The sequence below is a fragment of the Paenibacillus sp. V4I5 genome, assembly GCF_030817255.1.
GTDB lineage: Bacteria > Bacillota > Bacilli > Paenibacillales > NBRC-103111 > Paenibacillus_E.
The window spans coordinates 6,035,809-6,048,034 of record NZ_JAUSZB010000002.1 but is presented as its reverse complement, the minus strand read 5'-3'; the positions used below and the strand labels follow the sequence as shown (position 1 = coordinate 6,048,034).

Below are 12,226 nucleotides of genomic sequence, written 5' to 3'. Positions count from 1 at the left end.
ATGCAGAAACGAAATTTCACAGCTGCGTTACTCATGGCTTTTTCTGTTACTGCTATTATTCTATGCTTATTTGCGTTCCCTCATGACGGCCTTCAAGCAGCCTTACGCGGCGTTTCCATTTGGTGGGATGTGCTCTTTCCCGCACTTTTCCCTTTCTTCGTCATCTCCGAAATTATGCTTGGCTTTGGTATCGTTCATTTCTTCGGTATGCTGCTCGATCCGATGATGCGTCCCGTCTTCCGTATCCCTGGCATCGGTGGCTTCGTAATGGCTATGGGCTTCGCTGCAGGTTACCCGGTCGGAGCTAAGTTGACCTCCCAGCTGTGGGAGCAGAAGCTCGTCAATCGTGAGGAAGGTGAACGACTCGTTGCATTCACAACAAGCTCCGATCCGATATTCTTAATCGGAGCCGTTTCGATAGGCTTCTTTCACGATGCTTCTTTGGCTATGATCTTAGCTGTTGCTCATTACGGAGGCTCCGTGCTTATAGGTTTAATGATGCGATTTCATGGCAGGAAGAGCCTGCCCACAGAGCAGGAGATTAAGAGCAAGGGCGGGGTCTTGAAGCGTGCTTTTGAAGCGATGCACAGCGCTCGAATCAACGACGGCAGACCCATAGGCACACTACTGAGTCAATCCATCCTACAGTCGCTCAGCTTAATTTTCGTAGTAGGTGGACTAGTTGTGTTCTTCTCTGTTGTTTTAGAAGTCTTAACAGCAGCTAAGGTCATGAATGCGATCTACCTACTCATTGCCTCCCTCCTGCAAATCACAGGACTCCCCCATGAGTTATCACAAGCAGTAATGAATGGTTTGTTTGAAGTAACACTCGGGGCGAAGGCTGCCGGGAATGCTCCCGTATCGTTAGCGCTCTCCAGCAAAGTGGCTATCGGTGCTTTCATTTTGTCATGGGGCGGCATGTCCGTTCATGCTCAAATTGTTAGCCTATTAAGCCATACGAATCTGCGTTACTTGCCATTTGTCACCGCTCGCTTCATCCATGCCTTGCTCTCCGCTGCTATTGTTCTCTTTTTTTGGGAGCCTATGCAAATTTTCCGAGAATCCAAAGCCGTTTTCTTACCTCAATATGATTCGGCTTCTCCTGTTCTCAGCTATCTAAGGCTAATGCTGCCAATTAGCGGAACGGTCTTCCTTGGTGCTTTTTGTGTCATTGCCGGACTCTTTGCTGCATATTCCTTATTTAAACTCGTGTATGAAAAGGTTGGTGGAACAAGATAATATGGGTAATCACGATCATGATCATAAAGGGAGAGAACATCCAGATATGCAAGCAGCCTTCCCCCAAGAAGCTAAACATTTGCCTACTGCAATTGAGCGTTTGACTGAGCTATCATTTAACTTATGGTTCAGTTGGAACCATGACGCCTTGCAGCTTTTTACACAAATGGATCCTGTAAAATGGGATCAATCCGGCCATAATCCTGTTCGTTTACTTCACCTATTGGACAATTCACAGATCGAGGCCCTCAGCGGAAACCAAGATTTTGTAGCAAACTATCAACAAGTAATGGCCAAGTTCGATGCTTATATGAACGGCACGACTTGGTTTCAAGAGCAGCATACGGACAAGGGTTATGTACAAATTGCTTACTTCTCCGCGGAGTTCGGCTTTCATGAATCATTGCCGATTTATTCAGGAGGACTGGGAATCTTAGCTGGTGACCATACGAAATCTGCAAGTGATTTGGGTATCCCTTTAATCGGTGTTGGACTTCTTTATAAAAAAGGCTATTTCACGCAGAAAATCGATGCCTCCGGCGGTCAGCAGAGTGAATTATACCCCTATGACTTCACCAAACTTCCGATCGAACGTGTACTGCAGAATGGCCAGCAGCTCGTCGTTTCCATTGATATGCCTGGTCGCGCCATCACCTTACAGGTTTGGCGTGTGCGTGTCGGCCGTAATTCGATCTATTTGCTGGATGCCGATCATGAAGCCAACAATTCAGCGGACAAAGAGCTGACCGCTCAGCTGTATGGGGGCAATCAAGATACGCGGATTGCTCAGGAAATGGTTCTTGGCATTGGGGGCGTTAAGGCGCTTCGACGGCTTAACATCTATCCCAACGTGTACCATATCAACGAAGGTCATGCGGCTTTCCTCACGCTAGAGCGACTGAAGGAGCTTCTGCATCTAGGTCTTCCCTTTCATGTGGCAGTTGAAACCGTTCGGTCAGCCACTGTATTTACTACCCATACGCCTGTACCTGCGGGGCATGACACGTTCTCCATCGAGATGGTGGAACACTATCTCGGGCCTCTCCTAAGTGATCTATCGCGGCACAAACAGGACATTGTAGCACTAGGGCTCGATCACCATACGGGTCAATTCAATATGACCCATTTGGCTATGAATACAGCCGGACTGCGTAATGGGGTCAGTAAGCTGCACGGTCAAGTATCCCGAGAAATGTTCAAAGAATTTCACGGTCATATCGATGCGAGCGAAGTTCCCATTAGCTCCATTACGAATGGCGTACATCTGGATACGTGGACAGCGCCGCAATGGAAAGAACTTCTTGATCGTTTCCTGCCCGGTTCATGGCGGGAAGAACAAGCCAATAAGCACCAGTGGGCGCAAATCGAGGTCATTCCAGACGAATCCATCTGGAAAGTGCATCAACAACTGAAAGAAGATTTAGTTCGCTACGCCAGGCGAAATTTGTTCGAGCAGCGCAAGCGCAACGGAGAAACAGAAGAGCGGATCGAGGAAGTCAGACAGTATTTGAATCCCAAGGCATTAACCATTGGATTTGCCAGAAGATTTGCGACCTACAAGCGAGCTAATCTCATTTTTAATGATTTATACCGGCTTAAGAAGTTAATCAATGATCCCGAGAGACCCGTCCAATTTATTTTTGCCGGCAAAGCTCACCCTGCTGATTACCCTGGTCAAGAGCTTATCCGTGAAATTTACCGTGTTTCGCAGATGAAAGAATTCGTAGGCAAAATCGTTATTCTCGAGAACTATGACATGAATATGGCCCGTTACCTCGTACAAGGCGTAGACGTCTGGTTAAATAACCCCCGTAGACCTCTTGAGGCCAGTGGAACGAGCGGCCAAAAGGCCGCCATGAACGGGGTGCTTAATTTTAGTGTACTCGATGGCTGGTGGGAGGAAGGCTATAACGGTTCGAACGGCTGGGCTATCGGTTCCACAGGAGCGGCCGACTGGGCTGCGCAAGAGAAAGAAAATACACAAGCCATCTATCACATTTTAGAGAAAGAAATTATTCCACTGTACTACAATCAAGGAGCACTCCCGCATCAATGGATCAGCCGCATGAAGCGATCTATTCAATCGCTAAGCCCGGTTTATAACACGCATCGCATGGTGCAGGACTACACAGAGCTTACCTATTTGCCGACAGCTCAGCGAGCCCTGCTCTTTGTTTCTAATCACTATGATGTTGCAACGAAGGTTGCCGATTACAAACAGTTCATCCGTTCGAACTGGTATCACGTGAAAATCATTGGGATCGATGACCGCTCTGCCAAATTATCTACGGAAGTGCCGTTAAACGAGATTAAACCATCAACGAAAGAAATTACGACACAAATTCACTTCGGCCCCATTTGGCCGCAAGATACGGCAGTAGAAGTCATTTATTACGAAGAAAATGGCGAAACATGGGAGCAAAAAATTATTCCAATGGAACCAATTGGCGAACTGATTGAACAGATGCAGAGCTATAAAGCGACCATTCCATCGCATCTCATTCATGGGCCCCACTTCTCTATTCGTGTGCGCCCCATCTCATCTAACTTCGCACATTCCTTTGAACTTTCCTTAGTCACCAGCACATTATCGTGGCAGTAAATACGTGAATTCCTAGATAAAGCCCCGTTTGGGGCTTTTCTTATTTTCTTTTATAAATTATTATGAATAGAGAACTTACGGTATGTGCATGCGTTCATGAATGCAAATCTAACCACTTGGTGATGCTATGGATTGGAATAAGGCACTGGAATTGGCATATATCGGACCGAATACGGATTGTCATTTGATCATTGTCGGAGAATGTAAAGATGGGCAGCCTTTTTGCTATGAAGAAAATTTCTCCATTGATAAAATAGGTGAAGCTTCATTCACCGTTTGTTTAGAGCTATCCGGAATTTTCCCATTCGACAAATTAGAGCATATTTCTTTTATTGAGTTTTCTTTTAAAGACCGTGGTATTTTATATTACGCCTATGTCGATTTAATTCAACTTGAATTAAAGAAGACGATATGTTACCTTTCGTTATCCATTCCCGAAGAGATTCATCATCATCAGAACAGAAGGTACAGTAGAGCCAAGCTCTCCCTTCGAACACCGATCACACTGCGTATTGTAGGCATTCGCGGCTTATCCGCAAGCAAGGGAGTCGCCTTTTCCGGACAACTGCTTGATATTAGTGCGAGCGGTCTTTCTTTCGTTACGACGAATCGGCTTTTCTTTCCCTTATTTCTGGAATTCAGCTTCATTCTCCCCGGGTATCCCCATCCCATTACCGCCTATGGTGAAATTATTAGGGTGACGAATTTCAGTAATGATTCTTATCGGGTCGCCGCCGAGTTCCGACATACACCTGAATCAATACTTCAGGACATTGATAAATATTGCTCGATTACTAGCTAATCTTTACGAAGAAAGTTTTGCTAAAGCAAAACTCAGCTTATGCTTACGATGCAAGTTTTCTTACGAAAACTTTTAGGAGGAAACCAATTGAAATACAACGTCATTGAACGAGGCGATGACATCTCCAAGGGGCTGACAGAGCGGTTCCATCAACTCGCCGCACAGCAAGGCATGCCGAGGGATGAAGAAAATCCTGACATTGTCCTTTCTATTGGCGGAGATGGCACGATGCTGCAAGCTTTTCATAAATATGTGCATCAGCTTGATCACATCGCTTTCGTTGGTATCCATACAGGTCACTTAGGTTTCTTCGCAGATTGGAAACCAGATGAGCTGGACCATCTAGCTTCATTGATGTTCAGCGTCACCACCCCCGAGGAGCTGCGTGTTGTGCAGTACCCCGTCGTCGAGATTGAAATTACGACAGAAAAGGGCTCAGAGACGCATCTGGCTCTCAACGAATTTACAATACGAGGAATCGAAGTATCGCTAGTCGCTCGGCTTCACGTTAACGATGAAATGTTCGAGATGTTCCGTGGAGACGGAATCTGCATTTCCTCGCCTGCTGGCAGCACTGCTTACAACAAAAGCTTAGGCGGAGCAATGGTCCACCCTTCGCTCGAAGCGATTCAAATTGCAGAGATTGCTTCGATTAACAATAGGGTCTACCGCACACTCGGCTCTTCCATGATTTTACCGAAGCATCATCACTGTGACATTTATCCTAAAGCGCAGCAGAATATGCTTTTATCACTTGATCACTTATACTTGCAGCGAGACGACGTTATTTCTATCCGCTGCCGTGTAGCTGCCAACGTGAAAGTTAAGTTTGCCAGGTTCCGCCCATTTCCTTTCTGGAATAGAGTTCGCGAAGCTTTCGTTGGGTTAGAAGTAAAATAAACAGTAAAGACGCCTCTCACTCCGTTGGAGAATGAGAGGCGTCTTTTGGTTTCACTACATTAAGGAGTAGTTGTAATCACTTCAGAAGGCACTTGCTGCTTTGTGCCATTCACTTTTTCGATAATGAAATACGCGCAGCCGAAGTTGCAGTACTCATTCAAGTAATCTTGAAGAGCGGCAATGGATGATTCCTTTGTTGCTTTAGGATGGATTTCTTTAAAAAATCCTCTCAACCTTAGCTGGCTGTAACCCCAATCGCCGACAATATAGTCGTATCGTTCCAATACTTCGCTAAAACGTTCTTTAAACACTTCAAAATTCCAGCCATTCTTATGGTCTGTAACGAGCTCGTATGTTTTATTTGCAATATGAATCATGATGGTAGGAAGCTCTCCTTTCTATGATCCGTTCGTTAATTTAAACGTTTGATGCGGCTTGAACCTGTTCATGGGCATGGTACGAGCTGCGTACCAATGGTCCCGACTCAACGTGCTTAAAGCCACGTTTCATGCCCTCTTCTTTGAGCATACCAAACTGCTCAGGCGTATAGTACTTGGCTACAGCCAAATGCGTTGTAGACGGCTGCAGGTACTGCCCAATCGTCATAATGTCGCAGCCAACTGCACGTAAATCCTCCATCGTTTGCAGCAGCTCGTCCCACTCCTCGCCTACGCCAATCATGACGCTGGATTTGGTTGGGATGTTCGGAGCAATACGCTTCGAACGCTCCAGCAGTTCTAGAGAACGGCGATATTTCGCCTTCGAGCGGACGCGATCTGACATGCGTTCAACAGTCTCCATATTATGGTTCAAGATATCAGGCTTAGCCTCTAGAACTACGGCCAGTGACTCTTCCCTGCCCAAGAAATCCGGGATCAGCACTTCGACTGTGCACATTGGCATTTTGCGACGAATCGCTTTGATGGTCTCAGCGAATATCATCGCGCCCGCCATCTGCCAAATCATCGCGAGCAACGGAAGTGACGACACAGTGGCGCAGTCCCATTTGTAAAGCGGCATCAGCTACACGTTCTGGTTCTTCAAGATCCAGCTCGGTAGGCAGCCCTGTTTTGACTGCACAGAAACGGCATGCTCGGGTACAAATATCGCCCAAAATCATAAAAGTGGCTGTACGATTCGCCCAGCACTCATGAATGTTTGGACATTTGGCTTCTTCGCAAACCGTATGCAGCGTCTTGGAACGCATCATTGACTTTATTTCTTTGAAATTCTCATCTGTCTTGAGATTGATTTTTAACCAGTCTGGTTTTCTCTCTAATGGCTTTGGAGGCACTATAATTCCCGCCTTTTATTTGGTTTCTCGTTCTTGTTATTATAACATGAATGACTGACAAAACAATCCACTTTGCCAGTCAGTTGTGATACACTTATCAAGATGGCCAAAACAGCTTAACCTATCATGTAAAGGCTGTATGGGAGGGAAGAAACATGAGCATACAAGAAGTAACACGAGAGAAAGACCGCAAGCTTGGAGAAATTATAAGAGGTATGGGCCGAGTATTAATCGCCTTCTCCGGAGGGGTTGACAGTACATTCGTCCTTAAACGTGCGCAGCAGGAGCTAGGAGATCAAGTCTTAGCCGTCACTGCAGCATCCGAAACGTTCCCTTCTCGGGAATTCGATGCAGCCGTTGAACTAGCAGAACAAATCGGTGTCCCACTGTACAAAACAGAGGTCAAAGAATTGGAAAATGCGAATTTCGTCGCTAACAATCCAGATCGCTGTTACCATTGTAAGACGGGACTTTATTCACATTTGAAGCAACTAGCCAAAGAGTTAGGGTACCCCTACATTCTGGATGGATCGAACATGGACGATCTCGGTGACTATAGACCGGGTCTACAAGCCAAGAACGAGCAAGGCGTCCGTAGTACTTTACAGGAGTCTGGCATGACCAAGGACGAGATCAGACAGCTTTCCAAAGAGCTAGGACTGCGTACTTGGAATAAACCGTCTTTTGCTTGCTTGTCTTCTCGTATCCCTTACGGGACACAAATTGAGAAGTGGAAAATCGACCAACTGGACGAAGGCGAATACTTCTTGTCCCAGCTTGGATTGTATCAGGTGCGCGTGCGTCACCATGAAAAAATTGCCCGGATCGAGGTTATGCCGGATGAGATTCATAAAGTCGTTGAACACCGTGATGCGATCTATGAAAAGTTCAGCAAGCTCGGGTTCACTTACGTAACCCTCGATTTACAAGGTTACCGAACGGGCAGCATGAACGAAGTGCTGTCCAAGGAGACCAAAGACAAGGTGAAAGAAGCATCCTTATGATGGACTTAGAGAAGATCTTAAAGCTCGTCCAGGCGGGCGATCTGGACGTAGAAGAAGCCAAAAAGCAAATCATCAAGGAAGGCAGCGCCGCAGGCCCAGCTAACCTTGATCTTGGATTTGCTCAGCTCGACATCGATCGCGAGAAGCGTACGGGCTTCCCCGAGGTCATTTTCGGGGAAGGCAAGACCGCTGAGCAGATCGAGGCGATTTTCCGGCGGCTGATGGAGCACACCGACCGCGTGCTCGCTACGCGCGTAGACGCGGCCAAAGCCGCCCATGTTACCGCTGCCGTGGAAGGTGTCACCTACCACGAAACGGCAAGGTCGCTGACCTGGTTCAAGCGGCCCATGCTTAAAGTCCACGACGGCTATATCGCCGTCGTGTGCGCAGGCACCTCCGACCTCCCCGTGGCGGAGGAGGCGGCTCTTACGGCAGAATGCCTGGGCAGCCACGTTGAACGCGTGTTCGACGTGGGTGTAGCTGGCATTCACCGGCTCTTCCGCCGGCTGGAGCTCATTCGCGGTGCAAACGCGATTGTGGTCGTTGCCGGCATGGAAGGCGCGCTCGCCAGCGTCGTCGGCGGGCTAGTAGCCAAACCGATCGTGGCTGTGCCGACAAGCATCGGTTATGGCGCGAACCTTGCAGGTATCGCTCCCTTGTTGTCGATGCTAAATAGCTGCTCACCAGGAATCTCAGTAGTGAACATTGACAACGGCTTCGGAGCCGGTTACTATGCAGGGCTCATTAACAAAAATATGTCGAAACGAGCGTGAGATCCTACAATGCGCATTTTATATTTAGACTGCTTCTCCGGAATCAGCGGCGATATGACCCTGGGTGCTTTAGTAGATGCGGGAGCAGATCGAGCTTACATTGAAGAAGAGCTTACCAAAATCAAACTAGAGCCGTACATGTTGGAATGGAAGCGCGTCGTTAAGCGCGGTATTTCCGCCTTAAAGCTAGATGTCATTCTAGACCCACAGCATCCACCGAAACATCATCGTCATTACTCAGAAATCGTACAAGTCATTCAACAGGCAGGATTCAATGAGCGTGTAACAGCTATCAGCTTAGCTATTTTTGAAAAGATCGGTATTGCTGAAGCAAAAATCCATGGCATTCCCGTTGAAAAAGTACACTTCCACGAAGTCGGAGCCATAGACTCCATTGTCGATATCGTAGGTGTGGCCTTAGCCATTGACTCCCTACAAGTCGAGCGCATCTTTGCCTCTCCAGTACCTCTAGGTTCAGGGACTATACATATCGATCATGGTATATATCCCGTACCAGCTCCGGCAACACTGGAAATGATGCGTGGGTTACCCATTGCTTCAACCAACTATAATATAGAGATGACCACGCCAACTGGTGCCGGAATTATTTCCGGAATCGTGGACGAGTTCTCTAAAAGCTTTCCTCCTATGATCGTTGACACCATCGGTTACGGTGCAGGTACAAGAGATTTACCTAATCAACCCAATGTGCTTCGCGTCGTAGTCGGTAAAGTTGATCCTTATATTGGAAAATGGCAAGTAAGCCACGAGCACCTTGCACATGAGCATGGACATACACATGATGATCATCATCACCACCAACATGAGCATTCACATACACACCCTCACCATACATGAGTCTCCACGGAGACCATTTATAAATTGCCAAAAACGCCTCTTCCTTCAAATCAGGAGGAGACGTTTTTTTGTTTTTGCTGGATAAACTGCATCCTAACTTCCTCGTATACCTGCTTCAAAGGTACTTGATGCTCCTTAGCAATTTGTTCGCATTCTTTGAACTCTGGTGCATACTGTACCAATTTTCCCTGGTGATAACCGACTTTTACCGTTAAAAGTCCCCATCGTGTTAGCACTTGCTCGAATTCTCTAGCCAATCTATGGCAGGAAGCGTGCATGTACCTGATGCCGAGTGTCGTTGTCTCGCTAAAAATAACTTCCTCTACAACAGAGAGCCGTTCATCTTCAACCAGCACATTCAGCATAATCCCAGGTCTGCCTTTCTTCATAATTATCGGTACTACAAATACATCGTTCGCACCTACTTCAAAAAGCTTATCCATTATATAAGAAACCCACTCCGGGTTCATATCGTCTAAATTTGCCTGAATTAACAGCATACTATCGTCCACATGCTCATCCCTATGATTAAAACTCACGATCCTCACCTCATACAGGCATCATAGCAAAAATCGGATAACAACGAAAGATGCAGGGATAAACATTCGTAGAAGAGTACATCCTAAGAACTAACATTTCAGGAAGGATGATAGAGATGAAAAGCAGACCGTTTTGGTCGCGGGTTCTTGTTCTTAGCCTCCTCCTATCAGCAACCGAATCCGGGACTCTTTCAAGCAATGCTGAATCCCACGCCGCTGCATCTGACCAATTGTTTGCCGCAGCTCCGTCTAAAGTTAACCCGAACTTGAACGCTGAGCGGAAAGAGCTATTTGAAAAAACAAGCATCTTGTCAGGCATTCCATGGGCATACCTTGCCGCAGTTGATCAGTACGAAAGAACAATGAATATCGCGAAAAAAAGACCCGTACATCAAGGAATTACCAGCATTTACTTCCCTGAAACAGATTGGGTCGGCTTATTGAATCCAGACCAGCAAGATACGAATCCAAGAAGCATCTCCTTCTTTCATGGTTACGGGCGAGATGGTTCAGGTGACGGCATTGCCGATCGAAACAACGATTTAGACGTACTGGCGGCTATGGCCACACTAATGAGTAATAATGGCAACCAAGAAGAAAATTTACAAATCAACTTATGGAATTATTATCAAAACTCGCGCAGTGTTGAACGTATCAAACAATTCGCTACAATCTATGCCACACTAGGTACCCTTGATGTTAGTGAGCATGCTTTTCCACTGCCGGTGAACGCAGACTACTCCTACCGCAGCACATGGGGGGACAGTCGCGGATGGGGCGGGCATCGTTCCCATGAAGGAACAGACTTATTTGCGGGTTATGGTGTTCCTGTACGAAGCACTTGCTATGGCATTGTGGAAATTAAAGGCTGGAATCCCTACGGAGGCTGGCGGATTGGTATTCGAGATGTGAACAATATATATCACTACTACGCGCACCTTTCTGGTTTTCAAAAAGGAATCAAAGAAAACGATATTGTAAAACCTGGACAAACCATCGGCTGGGTGGGTAGTTCAGGTTATGGTAAGCCGGGAACATCAGGTAAATTTCCACCGCATCTCCATTTTGGACTTTATCGTGATAATGGGCTGACCGAATGGAGCTTCGATCCTTACCCCTCCCTTCGCAAATGGGAACGTGAAGATCGGATGAAAAAGAAAAAATAAAACCGCTCCATTATTGGGGCGGTTCTTTTTGTGTATTGCTTTCTTGCGTTGAAACTCCCTCTGACTTTGGTGTTGTTGTAGTTCCGGCATTCGGTATACTAGGCAGCGATAAACTCGGTGGACTCGCATCCTTATTACTGCCCACAGGTTTACCCTTGTTATCATAATAATACGTAGGGACATCCCCAACAACGAGTGAATAGGAAATAGGAATTTCGGTTTCCACAATTTCAGTATCGGAATCAAAGGGAATAATCACAGATACTTCTGCAATAATACGGACATACACTTCAAACATAACCATATTGATTCCCGCATTTTGAGAACGTGTATTTAGATCAACCTTCACATTACCTACTGGCAGCAGACGAATCGGAATATCAGGGCCAAATGAGGAGAGAATCGCACTATTCATCGCTTGCCCTACCGGAATATGCTCTGATATACTTTGCAAATCCTTCAGTTCACCTTGCACTGTTTTAATCGTATCTGCAGTTATACGCATATGTTCATTATAATTAAGCATAAATCCTGTTATTTTACCGTTTTTATCCATCTTCCAATCAATTAATTGCTCCGCACTCGTACTTCCAGCCACATGATCCGCAATGGCACTATTAATCGCTTGTGTTGCTATCTGCTTTATGCGTACTTTTGCCAAATTCATCAGTGGAGGTCTAAGATTACGTTCTACGAAAATAAAAAACTGCACGCTAAATAGGACAAAGATGAGAAGACCGATCAACAGCACCTTTTTGCGGTTTGTTTTACCTGTAGGTCTGCTTCTCCAGCGTCGCCTTAGCAGCATCCCATTCCCTCCCCTAGCCACTCAAATCAATTAGTACTACCTTATGCGGACATGGAGTGAAAAAGAAGACACGTTCCCCACAGCAAGTCCACTCAACCGGTCATACATTCATCTCCATTGTTATTCTAACTTTCCCCATTCCCATTCCATTTGTATCCCGTCTTATTCGTTATCGAGTCTGAACCCAATGGGTCTAACTGGATTACGCCTGCAGATTTCCCCATCCCTTCTGTAACCTCTC

At 46.4% G+C, this 12,226-nt stretch carries 11 protein-coding genes and 1 pseudogene; 8 read left to right on the top strand and 4 right to left on the bottom strand.

Annotated elements, in window-relative coordinates; all coding sequences use genetic code 11:
- From ylbJ to QFZ78_RS29700, 4 genes are all read left to right on the top strand, one after another.
- Positions 1-1,239, top strand: coding sequence for a sporulation integral membrane protein YlbJ (gene ylbJ / locus QFZ78_RS29715; protein ID WP_307552898.1), 1,239 nt, complete (start codon positions 1-3; stop codon positions 1,237-1,239).
- A gap of 1 nt (position 1,240) precedes the next feature.
- Positions 1,241-3,841, top strand: a complete 2,601-nt coding sequence (gene glgP / locus QFZ78_RS29710) for an alpha-glucan family phosphorylase (protein WP_307552896.1) — start codon at positions 1,241-1,243, stop codon at positions 3,839-3,841.
- 127 nt (positions 3,842-3,968) lie between these two features.
- The gene (locus tag QFZ78_RS29705) at positions 3,969-4,643 is read left to right on the top strand and encodes a flagellar brake protein (RefSeq protein WP_307552894.1); all 675 of its coding nucleotides are present in this window, start codon (positions 3,969-3,971) and stop codon (positions 4,641-4,643) included.
- 87 nt (positions 4,644-4,730) lie between these two features.
- The gene (locus tag QFZ78_RS29700; RefSeq protein WP_307552892.1) at positions 4,731-5,543 is read left to right on the top strand and encodes an NAD kinase; all 813 of its coding nucleotides are present in this window, start codon (positions 4,731-4,733) and stop codon (positions 5,541-5,543) included.
- A gap of 59 nt (positions 5,544-5,602) precedes the next feature.
- Here QFZ78_RS29700 and QFZ78_RS29695 read toward each other — a convergent pair whose 3' ends face one another.
- Together QFZ78_RS29695 and lipA are read right to left on the bottom strand one after the other, a co-directional pair.
- Positions 5,603-5,920: a YutD family protein gene (locus QFZ78_RS29695; RefSeq protein ID WP_307552890.1), complete on the bottom strand. Its 318-nt coding sequence runs from the start codon at positions 5,918-5,920 to the stop codon at positions 5,603-5,605.
- 40 nt (positions 5,921-5,960) lie between these two features.
- Positions 5,961-6,837, bottom strand: a pseudogene (gene lipA / locus QFZ78_RS29690) (lipoyl synthase).
- A gap of 155 nt (positions 6,838-6,992) precedes the next feature.
- On the opposite strand from lipA, the gene larE reads away from it, so the two are divergent.
- From larE to larC, 3 genes are read left to right on the top strand one after another with little or no spacing between them, the layout of a single operon-like run.
- Positions 6,993-7,841, top strand: a complete 849-nt coding sequence (larE, locus tag QFZ78_RS29685; RefSeq protein ID WP_307552888.1) for an ATP-dependent sacrificial sulfur transferase LarE — start codon at positions 6,993-6,995, stop codon at positions 7,839-7,841.
- On the top strand, positions 7,838-8,614 hold the full coding sequence (gene larB, locus QFZ78_RS29680; protein WP_307552886.1) for a nickel pincer cofactor biosynthesis protein LarB: 777 nt from the start codon (positions 7,838-7,840) through the stop codon (positions 8,612-8,614). Before larE ends, larB begins: the two co-directional genes overlap by 4 nt.
- Positions 8,615-8,623: 9 nt before the next feature.
- Positions 8,624-9,472 (top strand): nickel pincer cofactor biosynthesis protein LarC, encoded by an 849-nt coding sequence (gene larC, locus QFZ78_RS29675; protein ID WP_307552885.1) that lies wholly within the window; start codon positions 8,624-8,626, stop codon positions 9,470-9,472.
- Positions 9,473-9,522: 50 nt separating this feature from the next.
- Here the strand turns inward: larC and larC2 are convergent, their stop codons facing one another.
- Positions 9,523-10,011 carry a nickel pincer cofactor biosynthesis protein LarC2 gene (gene larC2 / locus QFZ78_RS29670; RefSeq protein ID WP_307552883.1) on the bottom strand — a complete coding sequence of 163 codons (489 nt, stop codon included), beginning with the start codon at positions 10,009-10,011 and terminating at the stop codon, positions 9,523-9,525.
- Between the two features lie 116 nt (positions 10,012-10,127).
- On the opposite strand from larC2, the gene QFZ78_RS29665 reads away from it, so the two are divergent.
- Positions 10,128-11,177 carry a M23 family metallopeptidase gene (locus QFZ78_RS29665; protein WP_373461077.1) on the top strand — a complete coding sequence of 350 codons (1,050 nt, stop codon included), beginning with the start codon at positions 10,128-10,130 and terminating at the stop codon, positions 11,175-11,177.
- Positions 11,178-11,187: 10 nt separating this feature from the next.
- Here QFZ78_RS29665 and yunB read toward each other — a convergent pair whose 3' ends face one another.
- Positions 11,188-11,985: a sporulation protein YunB gene (gene yunB, locus QFZ78_RS29660; protein ID WP_307552879.1), complete on the bottom strand. Its 798-nt coding sequence runs from the start codon at positions 11,983-11,985 to the stop codon at positions 11,188-11,190.
- Positions 11,986-12,226 lie beyond the last annotated feature (241 nt).